This window comes from Marinobacter pelagius, from assembly GCF_900114925.1.
In the GTDB taxonomy this organism is placed as follows: domain Bacteria; phylum Pseudomonadota; class Gammaproteobacteria; order Pseudomonadales; family Oleiphilaceae; genus Marinobacter; species Marinobacter pelagius.
Genome location: NZ_FOUR01000007.1, coordinates 1 through 16,818 on the forward strand (window position 1 = coordinate 1; position 16,818 = coordinate 16,818).

Below are 16,818 nucleotides of genomic sequence, written 5' to 3' on the forward strand. Positions count from 1 at the left end.
ATGAGTCCCCGCCCATTCTCCCAAGCACCAAAGGTGCACTGATGCGCCCTGGTCGTGAACCATCAAGAGACTGGTGCCACACGTTGGCAAACCACGACATCTGTATCCACTTGGACACGATCAGGCACCGACGGTTTTCTGGGGCTTCGGCCAGGGGCCGCCTCGCTGTTCGCGACCAGCGGTCTTGATCCTGATGGGTGTCTGGTGCGGATCAGTCCGCAACCACCACTGAGAACAACGGGTGCGTATTGGAAGGGAGGAGCCACCACAACCGGCGGTTGTGGTGGATTGGTATTGCCTGTTGACTACGGCTGGCTAATGGGTGACCCCATTTTCATGGCCCAGACTCGGGGTGAAACCTGAACAAGGGGTCAGATGAACAAGTTCATCAGACCCCGACTGCCCCCCGCATCAAATCGTCAGGTAACCCCCATCGGCATTAATACAAGCCCCGGTGGTATAACTCGACGCCCCGGACACCAGATACAGCACCGTCCCCGCCATCTCATCCGGATCCGCCACCCGCTTCATCGGAATATGCGCCATGGCCTGCTTCTTGATGGCCTCGTTGGTGGTCAGGGCGCTGGCAAACTTGGTGTCGGTCAGGCCCGGCAGCAGTGCATTGACGCGGATGTTCTGCTGGCCCAGTTCCATGGCGAAGGACTTGGTCATGGAAATAACGGCCGCCTTGGTAACCGAATAGATACCCTGGAAATGGCCAGGGTTCACACCGTTGACGGACGCCACGTTGACGATCGCGCCGCCACCGTGCTTCTTCATCATCTGGGCACCGCGGGCGCACATGAAGAAGTAGCCGCGAATGTTCACATCCACGGTTTTCTGGAAGGCGCCGAGATCGGTGTCTTCCACCGGACCAAAGTACGGGTTGGCGGCGGCGTTGTTGACCAGGATGTCCAGCTTGCCGTGTGCCTTGTCGATATGCTCCCAGATGGCTTCGATCTGGTCCATTTCCCCGATGTGGCAGGCCACCGCCTCGGCGCTACCACCCTCATCACGGATGCTGCTGGCCACTTTCTCGCAGCCTTCGATCTTGCGGCTGCTGACGATGACGTGGGCTCCGTAATGAGCGAGGGTCCGGGCCACGCTTTCGCCAATACCACGGCTGGCGCCGGTGACCAGGGCCACCTTGCCGGACAGATCGAACAGGTTCTTGGTACTCATGGATTTCCCCTAATGCGTTATCGGAATGTCACCAGGGCGGGGTCTTCCGCCTCCAGGTGGCTGTAGTTGTTAAAGACGGCCAGGCTGCGGCGCGGGCCGGAATAGAGAATGCGGGAGACACTGGTATTGGCGATGACATTGTTCACCGCCAGCGCCTTCTCATCGGAGAGCGCCAGCAAGTGCTGGGCAATGACAGCAATCGGGCCGCCAGAAGTGGACACCAGCACATCCCCACCATCGGCATAGCCGATCAGCTCATCCAGCGCGCCAATGACCCGTTCCTGAAACGCACCCCAGCTCTCGGCGTATTCATGGTCATACTCACCGCTGATCCAGCGCGCCATGGCCTCCTCGAACACCTGTTGGAACAGCCGCGCAGGCTTGGGAAAGGCGGCCATATCGCGGGCCATGACCTGACGATCCGCCCATTCCGGCTTCAGTCGCTCGACCACCTGCATATGGTCGAATTCGTTCAGCCCTTCAACCGCCTGCATATCCGGAAGCGCCTGGCCGAACCCGGATGCGATGGCCTCAACGGTCTCCCGGTGGCGCTCCATGTTGCCACCGAACACCGCGTTGGGGGTGACTTTTCCCGCCAGCCAGCGGCCAAGCACCTGCCCCTGCTCCCAACCCCTGGGCGACAGCTGGTCGTAGTTGTCCTTGCCGAAGCTGGCCTGGCCGTGTCGGATCAGATAAATGGTCGCCATTACAGGGTGCTCTCGCTGATCAGCCGCTGGCAACGCTTCTCCAGGTAATTGGCGGCGTGGCCGAAGGCGGCGAAACGTTTGTCCTTGGTCTGGCCGTGATAGAAGCGGTAGTAGATCTGCTGGATGATCACCGCCAGCCGGAACAGGCCGTAGATTTCGTAGAAGTCGAAGTTATCGGCACGAAAACCCGACTTCTCCATGTAGTAGTCGACAACTTCCTTGCGGGTCAGCATGCCAGGCCGGTGCGTCGGCTGACGCCGAAGCATCTGGAACGGCCCCTCGTCGTCCGCCTCGATCCAGTAGGCCAGGCTATTGCCCAGATCCATCAGCGGATCGCCGATGGTGGCCATCTCCCAATCCAGCACACCGATGACTTCGAAGGGGTTGTCCGGATTCAGTACCACGTTGTCGAAACGATAGTCGTTGTGAATAACCACCTGGGCGATATCTTCCGGCATCTTGTTATTCAGCCAGTTCATCACCGCCTCGAAATCTCCCACATCGTCAGTCCGGGCCTTGCGGAAGCGGTCACTCCAGCCGCCAATCTGGCGCTGCACATAACCGGCGCCCTTGCCCAGCTTATCGAGACCTGCCGCCTGGGCGTCGACCCGGTGCAGGTCCACCAGCTTGTCGATCACGTTCAGGCACAGCTTGCGGGTATCGGCCTCGCTCAGCTCGAAATCCTTCGGGAAATCCTGGCGAAGGATAATGCCCTTCAGGCGTTCCATAACGTAGAAATCACAACCCAGAACGTCATGATCGTCGCAGATGGCCACGATATTCGGCACGTACGGGTAAACCGGCTTCAGCGCCTGCATCACCCGCGCTTCCCGGAGCATATCGTGGGCGGACTTGGCGATCTTCCCGAACGGTGGCCGGCGCAGCACATAGGACTGGTCACCGTAATCCACCTGATAGGTCAGGTTGGAGGCACCCCCAGGGTATTGCCTGATAGAGGGCTGGCCCTCCAGCCCCGGAATCGCCTGTTTCATGAACCGGTCGACGGCGCCGATATCCAGTTCCTCACCCTCACGGATATCCACCGCCTGGTCGATCTGTGTCATTCACTTTCTCCTGTGGTCTGTTCCGGCCACTCAGGCGTTGGCCTTGCCGCCCATCTTGTTCATCCAGCGCTTGCTCTCCTGATGCATCAGCCAGTCAAAAGCCCACGGCGCGTGGCGCTTCAACACCCACATCCGGCGTTCTTTCGCATGAGGCAGCACCCAGAAACTCTTGTCCTCCACACTGCGGAAAATGTCCTCGGCCACATCCTCGGCGGTGATGCTGGAACGCTTCATCAGCTTGTTCACGTTCTGCTGGATGCCCGGAATATCCGAGCGCATGGTGCTAGCCAGGTTGGTCTGGAAGAACGCCGGGCACACACAGCTGACATGGATGCCGGCATCACGAAGTTCCTGGCTCAAAGTCTCGGACAGGGCAATCACACCGGCCTTGGAAACATTGTAACTGTCCATCAACGGCGCCAGCATGAGCCCAGCCATGGAAGCCACGTTTACAAAGGCCCCGGAGCCCTGCTTTTTGAACAACGGCGTGAACGCCTTGCAGCCTCGAACGACGCCCAGAACGTTGATATCCAGGATCCACTCCCAGTCCGCCATGGTGGTGTCTTCAATAGACCCGGCGGAGGCCACACCAGCGTTGTTCACGACAACATCCACGCCGCCCCACTTCTTCTCCAGGTCATCCCGAACCTTCTCGAAATCCGTCAGCCGGCGCACATCGCATTCGACAAAGTAGCCTTCGCCGCCATCCTTATTGATCTCCTGCTCGACGGCCGCACCCTGCTCCGGGTTGATATCCCCTATGCAGACTTTGGCGCCTTCTTTGGCATACCTCAATGCAATCGCCCGGCCGAGACCACTGGCCCCTCCGGTAATGAATACTCGCTGCGTCATTGCTATTTCTCTCCGTCACGTTTGGAGTTCATGTTCTTTTTATCGGTGCAAGAGTTGCTACCGGGTAGGCCTTTCCAAAACACGCTGTGAATACGTCCCTGTACGCTCTGCTCCGCCATCCATGGCTCCGCAAGGTTTTGGAAAGGCCTACCCGGCATCAGCTCCCGAAGTTCCGAGTCAGCTGATCAAGGCCTCTAAACCAGTCGCCCACTCCCAAGGTTTCAAGGAGCAGGTGGGAGACGGTTTCTGAAACTGTGCGGAGCCATGGATGGCGGAGCTCAAGCGTCACATGGACGTGCCGAAGGAGCGTGTTTCAGAAACCGTCTCCCACCTGCTCCATCCACCCAAGTTGGAGGCCTACAGATCCCCGGCACCTGAATTAGAAGCCCACGGCTCAGGACTTATACTTCCGAAGCTCAAGCCGAGCCACCATAGCCCGATGGACCTCATCCGGCCCATCCGCCAACCGCAATACCCGAGCATAGGCAAACAACTGGGTCAACGGGAAGTCATCATCACTGACACCGGCACCACCATGAATCTGAATGGCCTGATCGACAATGGTCTGCAACATCTGCGGCACCACCGCCTTGATCATCGAAACCTCCTGCAGCGCCCCCATGATGCCCTTGGTATCCAGCGCCCACGCACACTTCAGCGTCAGAAGGCGGGCCTGCTCGATGGACATACGGGCATTGGCAATGATGTCCGGGTTACCACCCAGCTTGGCAATAGGCCGGCCGAACGCTTCCCGGGTGGTAGCCCGCTTGATCAACAATTCCAGCGTTCGCTCCGCCGCACCGATTGCCCGCATGCAATGGTGTACGCGCCCCGGCCCCAGACGGCCCTGGGCAATTTCAAAACCGCGACCCGGGCCGGCGATGATTGCACTCTTGGGCAGGCGCACATTATCGAACAGCACCTCACCGTGGCCGTAGGGCTCATCGTAGGCGCCGAAGACTGGCAGCATACGCTCGATCTTCACCCCCGGAGTATCCAGCGGTACCAGTACCATGGAATGCTGGCGATGCTTGTGGGCATCAGGGTCCGTCAGGCCCATAAAGATACCCACCTTGCAGTCCGGGTGACCAATGCCTGTACTCCACCACTTACGGCCGTTGAGCACCACCTCGTCACCCTCGACGATGGCAGTTGCTTCCATATTGGTCGCATCGGAGGACGCCACTGCCGGCTCGGTCATACAGAAGGCGGAGCGGATCTCACCACTCAGCAACCTGGGCAACCACTCAGCTTTCTGCTCCTCGGAGCCGTAGTGAATCAGCACTTCCATGTTGCCGGTATCCGGCGCGTTGCAGTTGAAGATTTCCGGGGCGATGAAGCTCCGCCCGGTTTCCTCGGCAATAAGGGCGTAGTCGGAGTTGAGCAGGCCGCAGCCGTATTTCTCGTCCGGGAAGAACATGTTCCACAGACCCTGGGCCTTCGCCTTCTCCTTCAGCTCCTTGATGATCGGTAACACCACCCAGCGGTTCTCCCGGGACATCAATTCCCGGTGGTACTGCTCTTCGATCGGAAAGATCTCATCCTTCATGAACTGCTTCACGCGGTTGAGATAATCCTGGCCTTTTTCGGAGATGTTGAAGTCCATTGCCTGTCCTCACTGATTCTGAAATCCGGCGCTCTTAGCGCTTATTGAGCCCAGTCTAGGCAGGACCAAGGTATTAGGCGACTGAATTATTCTAATCCTTTATCATTATCCGGACTTATTCAGAAAAACGGATCTTGATCATGGCCCTGAATCGCCTGGACCTGAACCTGCTGCATGTATTCGACACCATTTACCGGGAAGGTAGCCTGACCCGGGCCGCCAAGGCCCTGCATCTTACCCAGCCGGCGGTGAGTCATTCCCTGTCCCGATTGCGGGATCACTTCGACGATCCGCTGTTCACCCGCCAGGGCAACCAGATGATCCCCACGCCCCTGGCCCGCCGGTTCCTGGAATCGATGCGACCGGGGCTCACCCAGATCCAGAGTGCGGTGAACCAGTTCCATGCCTTCGACCCGGCCAACCAGCGCAAGACCTACTCCCTGGGATTGAGGGACGTACTTGAATCCACGTTTCTCCCCCAGTTGATGCAGCGTCTCGATGCCTACCCGGAGCTGGAGATCGTTTCCCGCCGCATTGCCCGGCGCGAGATGGAAACACAGCTGGCCGCAGGCAAACTGGATTTTGCGGTGGATGTCCTCTTGCCGGTGAGCAGTCAGACCGGCCATGAACTGATGCGCAGGGATAGACTGGTAGTTCTCGCTCGCAAGGACCACCCCATTGCCGGCGACAGACTGACCATGGAAGGCTACCTATCCGCCCGGCACGTGCTCGTTTCATCCCGCACGGAGGGACCGGGCATCGAGGATTTCGAGCTTTCACGCCTGGGCGTGCACCGGAACATACGCCTGCGGTGTCAGCATTACTTCGCCGCCTGCCGAGTAGTCGAAGGCACCGACCTGCTGCTCACCATGCCGGAAACCTATGCCCGCATTATTGCGGAGAACTCGTCCCTCGTTCTCATGGATCCACCGGCTGATCTACCCTCTCTGGATGTGCATCTGTATTGGCACAAGGCTTATGAGAAGGAACCGGCGTTGGTGTGGTTGAGGGAGCAGCTTCGGAGCGTCAGTTAAGGTGGGGTGAATAAAGGAGGGGTCAGAAGAAGGCTTTCTTCTGACCCCGGAGTTTGAGGGTAAGCGGGGTCTGATGAAAGCCTTCATCTGACCCCTTTTTCAGAAACTCAGTAAGCCCCCACCGCCGCCAGGAACCCGAAAAAGCCGGCAGCGGTAATCCCCAGAGACGCCACCACAATCCCCAGTCCCCACCAGACGGCCGCCGCATCGGAGATATTTACGCCATGGCCACGCAGGGTGCGATAAAAGGCCCAGGGGCCAAGCACGAATGCGCCGGCCACGGCAAATACCAGGCCGACGCTGATACCGGCAAAGGTCCAGGTGGCCAGGACAGTGGCGCGGTCGGAAACCTGGTCGGTCACGCCGTGGTGCTCCAGGAACTTTTTGCAGAAGAACCAGATGAGCCCGAACAGGGCGGCGACAAAGACCAGTGCGCCGATGATGGTGATGATGCGATAGAGCAATTTCGTGTCCTTTCAGGTTCGGTGAAAGCTTGGCTCAGGCAGGATACTCGGGTTCCGGCAGGCACTCAAAACCCGGTTTGGCGAACAGGAACCCCTGAAACAGGGTGATGCCCTGGGAACGCAGCCAGAAATACTCTTCCTTGGTTTCCACCCCTTCGGCGATGATTCGACCACCCAGGCGCTCCATCATGGCAATGATACCCGCGATAACCGCCTGCTTGTTGGGTTCGGCATTGATATTGCGGACCAGCCCCATATCCAGTTTCAGCAGGTCCGGCGGGCTCGCCATCATAATATTGTAGCGGGAGTAGCCAGCCCCGAAATCATCGATCGCGGTACTGAATCCCATCTCCTGGTAGGCCTCGATAATCGACACCAGGTGCTGGACGGAGGACAGGTTTTCGTTTTCGGTCAGCTCGAAGATGATCTTGCTGGTGTCGAAGTTGTAGGTCTTGGCCGCTGCCAGCGTTGTCCGGATACAGTATTCCGCCTGGTACACCGCATTGGGCATGAAATTGATGCTGAGCATCGAGTCCATGCCGAGACGGGAGGCAAGTTTGACCGCCTTGACCCGGCAGACCTGGTCGAAGGCATACCGGTTCTGCTCATTAACCCTTGAAAGTATATGGTGCGCCCCCTGGCCTTCGGTTCCCCGGACCAGGGCTTCGTGGGCGAACACCGAGCGGTTGACGACATCCACGATTGGCTGGAAGGCAAAGCTGAACGAAAAGCCCAGACCTTCTCCGCAGGCGCATTGACCGCAATGGGACGCGTCAAAGAGAACTTCAGGTCGCTCCACATCTACTCCTGGTTTCTCAGTACAGGCGACGGCCGCATGTCTGTTGAACATACTTCTCCAAACTGTAGTTGTTGGCTTTCTGTTGGTAAAACCACGTACGCAATCGCCGGGGACAACCGGTGGCATCCCCGGAACGGGTGACTACACTGACTTTTGTACTTATACGCGTCTTTTATGAAAAGGAGTCTCCAGAATGGTCCAATCTACACGTATTGCCGTTACACCGGGCGACGGCATTGGTCCGGAAGTGGTAGCGGAGGCAGTACGTTGCCTTGAAATCCTGCGCGCCAAGCATGGCCTGGCGCTGGAGTGGACCCGTTTCCCCTGGCCATCTCATGCCTGGCATGAGGAGAACGGAGAATCATGGCCTTCGGATGCACTGGAGCAACTGAAACAGTACGACGCCATCCTGCTCGGCGCCCTGGGTGATCCGGGTCCGATGGATGATCCTGACCGTTACCTGCTGCCGGACAGCATTTCCCTGGCCCCGCTTCTGGATATGCGCAAGGGCTTCGATCAGTGGGTATGTGAACGCCCTGCCCGCCTGCTCGATGGCGCTCGGCAGTACCTGGCTGACGAGCGGGCCAAGAATATCGACATGCTCGTGATTCGTGAGAACAGCGAAGGCGAGTATGTCAGCCAGGGGGGCCGGCTACGGCAGGGCACGCCGGATGAAGTGGCCACCCAGATGGAGGTGTTCACCCGCAAGGCCACCGACCGGATCATCCGTTACGGCTTCGAGCAGGCCCGGAGACGGGCGGAAGAGCGGGTCCGGGATGGCCGTACCCGCAGCTTCCGGACCCTGGACGGAAAGACCTGCGAGAGCCAGGTATGCCTGGTAACCAAGCGCAACGCCTTGCGTTACTGGGGGGATATGTACACCGAAGCCTTCGAGGCGATCAGCAAGGAATACCCGGATGTTGCCACCCATCACGAACTGGTGGACGCCGCCTGCATGAAGTTTGTCCAGGCCCCCTGGGCATTCGATGTCGTCGTTGCCAGCAACCTCCAGGGCGACATCCTCACCGACCTGGCCGCCGTCCTGTCCGGGGGTATGGGGGTGGCGCCGTCCTGCAACCTGAATCCCACCGACAGCAACATGCCGTCCATGTTCGAGCCGACCCACGGCAGCGCTCCGGACATCGCCGGACAGGGCCTGGCGGATCCGACTGCCATGCTGTTCACCACGGCCCGTATGCTGGAATGGCTGGGCCGAAAGGATCCGACCCTGGCCGCAGCCGGCAAGGAACTGTTCGATGCCGTCGCCGCCGATCTGGCCGAAAATGCCGGGACTCAACGCGGCACCCACGAAATAGGCCAGGCCATTTGTAAACGTCTGGAGGCCTGACTAGTCTGCAAAAGAGGTATTCCACCCACTTCTGGAGGTGCAATGTGACCGAGCACAAAGGCAAGTTATCCCCCCTGCTCAAGCAGGCTACCGGCATCACCGCCGCCAAGGGCGAAGGCGCCTATATTATTGATCCGGAGGGCAAGCGCTACCTGGATTTCACCTCAGGGATCGGGGTAACCAGTACCGGTCACTGCCACCCGAAGGTTGTGGAGGCCGCCCAGAAACAGGTGGCGACCATGATCCATGCCCAGGCCACCACGGTGATGAACCCCAGGCTGCCGGAGCTGGCCGAGAAGCTCGGTGAACTGACGCCGGATCCCCTGAATGCCTTCTTTTTCTCAAATGCCGGGACGGAAGTGGCCGAGGGTGCCATCCGGCTGGTGCGCCAAGTCACGGGTCGCCCGAACATCATTGTGTTCCACGGTGGCTTCCATGGTCGGACCATGGGGTCGCTGTCCCTGACCACCTCCAGTGTCGGCCTGCGGGCGGGCGTGAGCCCGATGATGGGTGGCGTGGTGGTTGCCCCCTTCCCCCACGCCTTCCATTACGGCTGGAGTGTCGAGGAGGCCACGGATTTCTGCCTGAAGGAGCTGGACCGGATCTTTGTGACCTACTCCGCCCCGAAGGAAACCGCCGCCATGCTCATCGAGCCGGTTCAGGGGGAAGGCGGCTACGTGCCCGCCAATGCCCGCTTCATGCAGGGCCTGCGGGAACGCTGCGACAAGCATGGCATCATGCTGGTGTTTGATGAGGTCCAGGCCGGCTTCGGCCGCAGCGGCAAGTTCTGGGCCCATGAACATTTTGGTGTCACGCCGGATGCGATCATGATTGCCAAGGGCCTGGCCAGCGGCTTCCCGATCTCGGCCTTGGCAGCCTCCGAGGAAACCATGGCCAAGGGCTGGCCCGGGTCCCAGGGGGGCACTTACGGCGGCAATGCCGTGTCCGCGGCTGCGGCGATCGCCACCATTGATGTGATCAAGGAGGAAGGCCTGGTCGAGAACGCGGCGAAGATGGGTCAGCGCCTCTGGGACAACCTGCATGCCCTGAAGAAGGACTACCCCGAGATGGCGGACATCCGCGGCAAGGGCCTGATGGTGGGCGTGGAAATGCGTCGAGGCGACTGCCCGGATGGCGAGCGGGCCGGCAACCTGCTCAAGGAATGCGAGAAGCGCGGACTGCTGATGCTGCGGTGCGGGCCCTATCACGAGATCGTCCGCTGGCTGCCGCCGCTGATTGTGAACCAGCAGCAGATCGACGAGGCGACGGGGATTTTCGAGGAGGCGTTGAAGGCGACTGCCTGAAATTTGAAGTCAGACTCAAGACGACGGGGTCAGATGAAAGCTTTCATCTGACCCCATTTTTATATCCGAAGCTTGAGCGTGAACCCGGGGTCAGAAGAACGCTTTCTTCTGACCCCTTTTTCAACTTTGTAGATAGACCCAGAACGGGGTCAGATGAAGGCTTTCATCTGACCCCATGGTAGTGCCCCCACTTTCATTCGTTGTCCATCACGAATTCCAGGCGGCCGGGCGCCACCCTCACATCCATCGGCACCATCCCGAACATCCGCTGGGCAAAGTCGGCCTCATCCAGGCGGTACACCGGCATGGTTTCCAGCATCTGGGCTACCACGCGCATGACGGTATCGGTCACCGGCGCCAGATCACCCTTGAAGAAGGGGGAGTCGATACTACTTTCCAGCAGTTGCAGGCGCCGGATATAGACGGCCTTTTCCTGGCTGTCATAGTAAGGCGCGCCTTCCACTTTCAGGGCGATGTCCACGGGCAGCTTTGCCATCAGGGCATTCAGGGCTACCTGACCGCGCACGTCAATCACCGCAACATCCCGTCCGTCCGGGCCCAGGGTAATGTCAGCGTCATTCAGGCTCAGGCTGAGCGGGGAGCCACTCTGCAGTTGCTTGCGGTCGTACTCCGCCACCACGTCTTTCAGGTGGCTTTCCAGCTCCCCCTCTGAAATAGAGTAGGGGGAAATGCTGGCACAGCCACTGGAGAGCAGCGCTACAACGGCCAGGACGGCCCACAGGGCGCGGTTGGGTAATGTTTTCATCAATGGTTCCTCCGAAAGATGGTCTTATCCTGCGCCACGGGGCGGAATCGGGCAACTGCGGGATGTTACAGATTGGTCAGGATAACCCGGACTTACTCATTTTCGGCCCGGGCTTCAACGTGCGGCGTGAGGTTTTCGTCGATGGTCACATGCAGCAGGATCGGCTGGCAGCAAACCTGGCAGTCCTCTACGTACTCCTGCTCCGCCACTGACGGGTCGACGCTGATGTCCAGCGTCTCCCAGCAGTAGGGGCATTGGATGAGCACAGACTCCAGGGCAGACACACAGGCTCCTTACAGTTGCTGCTTGGCCATCCAGGGGATGATCCGGTCAAAGGCCTCTTCGAGCCGTTCGCAGGTAGTGGAGAAACTGATGCGCAGGGCATTGGTGCACTCCTCCCCGAAGGCATCCCCCGGCACCACGCAGACCCCGGTTTCCTTGAGCATGCGCAGCGCCAGATCCGAGCCGTCCACATGGGGTGGCAGGTCCGGGAAGGCAAAGAATGCGCCCCCTGGTTTATACCCGGTCATGTAGGGCGTCTGATCAATCAGTTCCACCACCTTGTCCCGCCGTTCCCGGTAGATGTCCACCATGTCCCGTACACACTGCTGGTCGCCGGTCAGGGCCGCCACACCGGCGAACTGGGCCGGGGTATTGGCCACCGAGGTGGTGAACATGTGGTACCGGCGCAGCGACTTGATCGCCGCCTGGCTGGAAATCACCCAGCCAACCCGCAGGCCTGCCATGCTGTAGGTCTTGGAGAAACTGCTGATGCACATGATGTTGTCCAGGTCCATGGAACAGTTGAGGACACTGGCAAAATCGTCGTCATCGAAGATCAGGTGATCGTAGACTTCGTCGGCATAAACCTGGATGCCCCGGTAGGCGCACTCCTCCAGGATGGTCTCCACGGTGCTGCGCGGATACACCGCCCCGGTCGGGTTGTTCGGATTGTTCAGAACCAGCGCAAAAGTCCGCGAACCCATGGCCCGGATGACATCATCCGGATCCAGCTGGTGGTTGTTCTCGGCCCGGGTGGGCACGTACTTGACCTCGCCACCGTTCATGCGAATCAGCGGGGCGTACAGCAGGAAAGACGGGTCGGTGACGATGAACTGGCGGCCCGGTGCCGAGGTGGCGGACAACGCCAGGTACATGGCCTCGGTGGCGCCGCTGGTAATCAGGATGTTGTCCCGGGTGAGCTTCCGGTTGTAACGGCGACCGTAATAGTCTCGCAGTGCCACCAACAGCTCCGGCAGGCCCGCATCCATGGTATAGCCGGTCTGGCCCGCATTGAGGGCGTCAACGTAGGCATCAATGATGTGCTTGGGCGTTGGCAGATCCGGCTGGCCGATGGACAGGTGGATCACGTCCTTCATGCTCGAGGCCATATTCACCAGACGACGAATACCGGATACCGGAATCGCCTGCATGGCAGGGTTCCAACTGGCCTTCGCCTTACGATACTTGATCTTGCGCGGCTTGGCCTGGCCGGTTTCGCGGTTGGGAGCTTCTGCCATAAATACCTCCTCGGGACGGGACGGAAAAAGACCTACCTCTGCAGGTTAGTCAGTAAAAACAGGCGGTACAAGACAAAAACCAACAAAGATGAGATAAGTAAAAATACCGCCCCGGGGGCAGATGAACGCCTTCGTCTGACCCCTTCTTGGCGACTGACTCCGGGTAAGGAATCCCGGGGTCAGAAGAAGGCTTTCTTCAGACCCCTGATCCGATACCCGGGGTCTGATGAAAACTTTCATCTGACCCCATCTTATTCATCTGCCCCCATCTTATTGATGACCTCCCCAGGTTGACCGGGCTCCATCGTCAAACCAGACTGTAGGAAGCGGTACACCCAACCCACCGCAGCAATTTCATTGTTCACCGATAACGAGGCGGAGGCCCAATGACTCAGCAAAGCAAACCGGTTGTAACCGTTTTGACAGCCCCTGGCGAGCAGCAGCCACCGGGCATGGATGCGCTAAAAGCCCGGGCCGAAGTCCGGTTTGCCTGTGATGAACAGACGCTGAGAGATACCCTGCCCGGTACCGATGTGATGATGGTGACCGATTTCAGGACCGAGGCCCTTGAAGCCGCCTGGCCCTGCGCCGACAAACTCCAGTGGATTCACGCCACCAGTGCCGGCGTCGATGCCCTCATGTTCCCGGGCCTGATCGAAAGCGACGTGGTCGTCACCAACGCCCGGGGCATCTTCGATCGGACCATTGCCGAGTATGTGCTTTGCACCATCCTGATGTTCGCCAAGGACTTCCCGAATTCCATTCGCCTCCAGCACCGGCACGAGTGGAAACACCGGGACACCGAGCGGGCCGAGGGCAAACAGGTGCTGGTGGTTGGTGCCGGCTCCATTGGTCGCCAGATCGGCCGGCTGGTCCGCGCAGCGGGGCTCCAGCCCCATGGCATCGCCCGCACCCCGCGCCACGACGATCCGGATTTCGTGGCGGTGCACGGCAACGATGACCTGTTCAACCAGCTGCCCCACTATGATTTTGTGGTCATTGCTGCGCCCCTGACCCCCCAGACCGAAGGCCTGTTCGACCACAAGGCGTTCAAGGCGATGCGCAACAGCGCCAGGCTCATCAACATCGGCCGCGGCCCCATCGTGAAAACCGATGATCTGATCGTTGCCCTGGAAGATGGCGAAATCGCCGGCGCCGCCCTGGATGTCTTCGAGGAAGAGCCGCTGCCCAAGGGCCACCCGCTCTGGGACATGGAAAACGTCATCATGACCGCCCACATGGCCGGCGATTTCATCGGCTGGAAGCGGGCCCTGACCGACCAGTTCCTGGAGAACTTCGATCTGTGGCACAAGGGCCGTGACCTGTTCAACCTGGTTGACAAGAGACTCGGTTACGCCGGCAGCAAATAACCGCAGCCCCGGGATTACAGCCCCACCAACAAAAACGGGAACCCAAAGGCTCCCGTTTTTCAGGTCCAACCCGGAGTCAGATGAAAGTTTTCATCTGACTCCAACTTCAATCAGCCACCGGAAAGCGACTGGTCCGAGGGATCGATCTCCATCTGCTGGATTGCGATCACTGCCTGGGTCCGGTTACGAACCCCCAGCTTCCGGAATACCGCCGTGATATGGGCCTTGATGGTGGCCTCCGAAACATCCAGATCATAGGCGATCTGTTTGTTCAGAAGGCCCTCGGCCAGCATACCCAGCACCCGGAACTGCTGCGGCGTCAGGGACGCCAGACGCTCGGAGAAATCTGTCGATTCGGACTGCATCCGCTCGATCCTTTCTGCCACACCCTCCGGCAGCCAGACATCCCCTTCCAGGACTGCCTGAATCGCCTCGGTAATGGTCGGCAGCGGCGCCGACTTCGGAATGAAGCCGGACGCCCCGTAGTCGATCGAACGGCGCATTACCTGCAGTTCCTCCGATCCTGACACAACCACCACCGGCAAACCCGGATACTGCCCGCGCATGAACACGAGCCCGGAGAAGCCGTGGGCACCGGGCATGTTCAGGTCCAGCAGAACCAGATCCGCGTCCGGGTGCGACTCTACCGCCGCCTGCAGTGACTTGATGCTGTCGACTTCAACCGTCTTGGCATCCGGCACCGCCTGACTGACCGCCTGCTTCAATGCTGCTCGGAACAGCGGGTGATCATCAGCGACGATAATTGTTTGTGTCATTCAACAGATTCCTCACAGGTTATTGGCTGACAGCCGGCGTTACTTGAACGCGCGGCTGCTGATCAGCTCGTCCACTACACCCGGGTCTGCCAGAGTAGAGGTATCGCCCAGCTGATCATGCTCGTTAGCGGCAATCTTACGCAAAATCCGACGCATAATCTTGCCAGAACGAGTCTTCGGCAGTCCAGGCGCCCACTGGATCACATCCGGAGAAGCGATCGGACCGATCTCCTTACGTACCCACTGGACCAGTTCTTTCTTCAGCTCTTCGCTGGGCTCCTCGCCCTGCACCAGGGTGACATAGACATAGATGCCCTGACCCTTGATGTCGTGCGGATAGCCAACCACGGCAGCTTCCGCCACCTTGTCGTGGGCAACCAGTGCGCTTTCGACTTCGGCGGTACCCAGGCGGTGACCGGACACGTTCAGTACGTCGTCCACACGGCCGGTGATCCAGTAGTAACCGTCCTCATCACGACGGGCACCGTCACCGGTGAAGTACATGCCCTTGTACGTGCTGAAGTAAGTCTGCACGAAACGCTCATGGTCACCGTAGATGGTACGCATCTGGCCAGGCCAGCTGTCCAGGATAACCAGGTTACCCTCGGTCTTGCCTTCCAGGATGTTGCCTTCGTTATCCACCAGCGCCGGCTGGACACCGAAGAACGGCAGGGTTGCGGAACCCGGCTTCAGGTCCACCGCACCGGGCAGCGGAGAAATCAGGATGCCGCCGGTCTCGGTCTGCCACCAGGTGTCCACGATCGGGCACTTGCTGTTGCCGATAACGCGGTGGTACCACTCCCAGGCTTCCGGATTGATCGGCTCGCCCACAGAACCCAGCAGTTTCAGGCTTTCGCGGGTGGTGCCGTCCATGCAGGACTCGCCCTGGGCCATCAGTGCACGGATGGCGGTCGGCGCAGTATACAGGATGTTGACCTTGTGCTTGTCGACCACCTGACCCATACGGGAGCTGTCCGGGTAGTTGGGCACACCCTCGAACAGCAGGGTGATGGCACCGTTGGCCAGCGGGCCGTACAGGATGTAGCTGTGGCCGGTCACCCAACCGAAGTCGGCGGTACACCAGTAGACATCACCGTCGTGGTAGTCGAACACATACTCGTGGGTCATGGAGGTGTAAACCATGTAACCACCGGTGGTGTGCAGAACGCCCTTCGGAGCACCGGTAGAGCCGGAGGTGTACAGCATGAACAGCGGGTCTTCCGCGTTCATCGGCTCGGGCTCGCACTCGGCGGAGGCGGACTTCATCAGGTCTTCGTAACGCAGGTCACGGCCCTCGGTCCAGGGTACTTCCTTGTTGCCAGTGCGGGTGACAACAATCACCTTGTCAACGTTGGCGCTTTCTTCATGCTTGAGTGCGGAATCCACGTTCTTCTTCAGGGGAATCGCACGGCCGCCACGCAGGCCTTCGTCAGCGGTAACGACGAAGCGGGACTTGCCGTTCACAATCCGTGCCGCCAGTGCTTCCGGAGAGAAACCACCGAAGACCACGGAGTGGATCGCACCGATACGGGCACAAGCCAGCATGGCAACCGCGGTTTCCACGATCATCGGCATGTAGATGGTAACCACATCGCCTTTCTTGACGCCCTGATCTTTCAGGACGTTGGCGAACTTGCAGGTCTCTTCGTACAGCTCACGGTAGGTGACGTTGCGGGACTCGGAGGGATCGTCACCCTCGAAAATGATCGCAGTCTGGTCACCGCGATCCGCCAGGTGACGGTCCAGGCAGTTGGCGGAGGCGTTCAGGACACCGTCCTCAAACCACTTGATGGAAAGGTTGTTGTAGTCGTAAGAGGTGTGCTTGACCTTGGTGTAAGGCTTGATCCAGTCAATCCGCTTACCGTGTTCGCCCCAGAAGGTATCCGGGTCTTCGACTGACTGACGATACATTTCGTCGTACTGCTCCCGGGTTACCAGGGCCCGTTCGGCCACTTCCGGGCTTACCGGATATAGCTGTTTATCAGTCATTGTGCTCCCCCTTTGAGTTAGAGTCTGTTGTCATTGT

16 protein-coding genes are annotated in these 16,818 nt (G+C 59.5%); 4 read left to right on the forward strand and 12 right to left on the reverse strand.

Features of this window, described 5'->3' with window-relative positions; all coding sequences use genetic code 11:
• Positions 1–411 precede the first annotated feature (411 nt).
• The 5 genes from BM254_RS13590 to BM254_RS13610 all read right to left on the reverse strand — a co-directional run bounded on the left by BM254_RS13590 (position 412) and on the right by BM254_RS13610 (position 5,411).
• Positions 412–1,182: an SDR family oxidoreductase gene (locus BM254_RS13590; protein WP_092004712.1), complete on the reverse strand. Its 771-nt coding sequence runs from the start codon at positions 1,180–1,182 to the stop codon at positions 412–414.
• A 17-nt stretch (positions 1,183–1,199) separates the two neighbouring features.
• The gene (locus BM254_RS13595) at positions 1,200–1,889 is read right to left on the reverse strand and encodes a histidine phosphatase family protein (RefSeq protein ID WP_092004715.1); all 690 of its coding nucleotides are present in this window, start codon (positions 1,887–1,889) and stop codon (positions 1,200–1,202) included.
• Positions 1,889–2,953, reverse strand: coding sequence for a phosphotransferase family protein (locus BM254_RS13600; RefSeq protein ID WP_092004718.1), 1,065 nt, complete (start codon positions 2,951–2,953; stop codon positions 1,889–1,891). The genes BM254_RS13595 and BM254_RS13600 overlap by 1 nt, the downstream gene beginning before the upstream one ends.
• 30 nt (positions 2,954–2,983) lie before the next feature.
• A complete protein-coding gene (locus BM254_RS13605) occupies positions 2,984–3,805 on the reverse strand; it encodes an SDR family oxidoreductase (protein ID WP_092004721.1) in 822 nt (273 codons plus the stop codon).
• A gap of 394 nt (positions 3,806–4,199) precedes the next feature.
• Positions 4,200–5,411 (reverse strand): acyl-CoA dehydrogenase family protein, encoded by a 1,212-nt coding sequence (locus tag BM254_RS13610; RefSeq protein ID WP_092004724.1) that lies wholly within the window; start codon positions 5,409–5,411, stop codon positions 4,200–4,202.
• Between the two features lie 140 nt (positions 5,412–5,551).
• Here BM254_RS13610 and BM254_RS13615 point away from each other — a divergent pair, with 140 nt between their 5' ends.
• Positions 5,552–6,445: a LysR family transcriptional regulator gene (locus tag BM254_RS13615; protein WP_092004726.1), complete on the forward strand. Its 894-nt coding sequence runs from the start codon at positions 5,552–5,554 to the stop codon at positions 6,443–6,445.
• A gap of 107 nt (positions 6,446–6,552) precedes the next feature.
• On the opposite strand, the gene BM254_RS13620 is transcribed toward BM254_RS13615, so the two are convergent.
• Both BM254_RS13620 and BM254_RS13625 read right to left on the reverse strand, forming a co-directional pair.
• Positions 6,553–6,909, reverse strand: a complete 357-nt coding sequence (locus BM254_RS13620) for a hypothetical protein (protein WP_175497273.1) — start codon at positions 6,907–6,909, stop codon at positions 6,553–6,555.
• 34 nt (positions 6,910–6,943) lie between these two features.
• Positions 6,944–7,708 (reverse strand): EAL domain-containing protein, encoded by a 765-nt coding sequence (locus BM254_RS13625; RefSeq protein ID WP_175497274.1) that lies wholly within the window; start codon positions 7,706–7,708, stop codon positions 6,944–6,946.
• Between the two features lie 193 nt (positions 7,709–7,901).
• On the opposite strand from BM254_RS13625, the gene BM254_RS13630 reads away from it, so the two are divergent.
• Together BM254_RS13630 and BM254_RS13635 are read left to right on the forward strand one after the other, a co-directional pair.
• Positions 7,902–9,056, forward strand: coding sequence for an isocitrate/isopropylmalate dehydrogenase family protein (locus BM254_RS13630; RefSeq protein WP_092004729.1), 1,155 nt, complete (start codon positions 7,902–7,904; stop codon positions 9,054–9,056).
• 44 nt (positions 9,057–9,100) lie between these two features.
• Positions 9,101–10,360, forward strand: coding sequence for an aspartate aminotransferase family protein (locus BM254_RS13635; RefSeq protein WP_092004733.1), 1,260 nt, complete (start codon positions 9,101–9,103; stop codon positions 10,358–10,360).
• A 193-nt stretch (positions 10,361–10,553) separates the two neighbouring features.
• Here BM254_RS13635 and BM254_RS13640 read toward each other — a convergent pair whose 3' ends face one another.
• The 3 genes from BM254_RS13640 to BM254_RS13650 all read right to left on the reverse strand — a co-directional run bounded on the left by BM254_RS13640 (position 10,554) and on the right by BM254_RS13650 (position 12,646).
• Entirely contained in the window at positions 10,554–11,126 is a 573-nt protein-coding gene (locus tag BM254_RS13640) for a YceB family lipoprotein (protein ID WP_092004736.1), read from the reverse strand.
• 92 nt (positions 11,127–11,218) lie between these two features.
• Positions 11,219–11,410: a CPXCG motif-containing cysteine-rich protein gene (locus BM254_RS13645; RefSeq protein WP_092004739.1), complete on the reverse strand. Its 192-nt coding sequence runs from the start codon at positions 11,408–11,410 to the stop codon at positions 11,219–11,221.
• A 9-nt stretch (positions 11,411–11,419) separates the two neighbouring features.
• A complete protein-coding gene (locus tag BM254_RS13650; protein WP_092004742.1) occupies positions 11,420–12,646 on the reverse strand; it encodes a pyridoxal phosphate-dependent aminotransferase in 1,227 nt (408 codons plus the stop codon).
• Positions 12,647–13,032: 386 nt separating this feature from the next.
• On the opposite strand from BM254_RS13650, the gene BM254_RS13655 reads away from it, so the two are divergent.
• Positions 13,033–14,016 carry a D-2-hydroxyacid dehydrogenase gene (locus BM254_RS13655; RefSeq protein WP_092004745.1) on the forward strand — a complete coding sequence of 328 codons (984 nt, stop codon included), beginning with the start codon at positions 13,033–13,035 and terminating at the stop codon, positions 14,014–14,016.
• A 110-nt stretch (positions 14,017–14,126) separates the two neighbouring features.
• On the opposite strand, the gene BM254_RS13660 is transcribed toward BM254_RS13655, so the two are convergent.
• Together BM254_RS13660 and acs are read right to left on the reverse strand one after the other, a co-directional pair.
• On the reverse strand, positions 14,127–14,792 hold the full coding sequence (locus BM254_RS13660; RefSeq protein WP_092004748.1) for a LuxR C-terminal-related transcriptional regulator: 666 nt from the start codon (positions 14,790–14,792) through the stop codon (positions 14,127–14,129).
• A 39-nt stretch (positions 14,793–14,831) separates the two neighbouring features.
• Entirely contained in the window at positions 14,832–16,781 is a 1,950-nt protein-coding gene (gene acs / locus BM254_RS13665) for an acetate--CoA ligase (protein ID WP_092004751.1), read from the reverse strand.
• Positions 16,782–16,818 lie beyond the last annotated feature (37 nt).

Bases quoted from the DNA above. Each gene is read 5' to 3' on its own strand.
- BM254_RS13650 (WP_092004742.1), bottom strand. From the start codon at position 12,646: ATGGCAGAAGCTCCCAACCGCGAAACCGGCCAGGCCAAGCCGCGCAAG.
- BM254_RS13615 (WP_092004726.1), top strand. From the start codon at position 5,552: ATGGCCCTGAATCGCCTGGACCTGAACCTGCTGCATGTATTCGACACC.
- BM254_RS13610 (WP_092004724.1), bottom strand. From the start codon at position 5,411: ATGGACTTCAACATCTCCGAAAAAGGCCAGGATTATCTCAACCGCGTG.
- acs (WP_092004751.1), bottom strand. From the start codon at position 16,781: ATGACTGATAAACAGCTATATCCGGTAAGCCCGGAAGTGGCCGAACGG.
- BM254_RS13600 (WP_092004718.1), bottom strand. From the start codon at position 2,953: ATGACACAGATCGACCAGGCGGTGGATATCCGTGAGGGTGAGGAACTG.
- BM254_RS13640 (WP_092004736.1), bottom strand. From the start codon at position 11,126: ATGAAAACATTACCCAACCGCGCCCTGTGGGCCGTCCTGGCCGTTGTA.
- BM254_RS13595 (WP_092004715.1), bottom strand. From the start codon at position 1,889: ATGGCGACCATTTATCTGATCCGACACGGCCAGGCCAGCTTCGGCAAG.
- BM254_RS13655 (WP_092004745.1), top strand. From the start codon at position 13,033: ATGACTCAGCAAAGCAAACCGGTTGTAACCGTTTTGACAGCCCCTGGC.
- BM254_RS13590 (WP_092004712.1), bottom strand. From the start codon at position 1,182: ATGAGTACCAAGAACCTGTTCGATCTGTCCGGCAAGGTGGCCCTGGTC.
- BM254_RS13660 (WP_092004748.1), bottom strand. From the start codon at position 14,792: ATGACACAAACAATTATCGTCGCTGATGATCACCCGCTGTTCCGAGCA.
- BM254_RS13630 (WP_092004729.1), top strand. From the start codon at position 7,902: ATGGTCCAATCTACACGTATTGCCGTTACACCGGGCGACGGCATTGGT.
- BM254_RS13605 (WP_092004721.1), bottom strand. From the start codon at position 3,805: ATGACGCAGCGAGTATTCATTACCGGAGGGGCCAGTGGTCTCGGCCGG.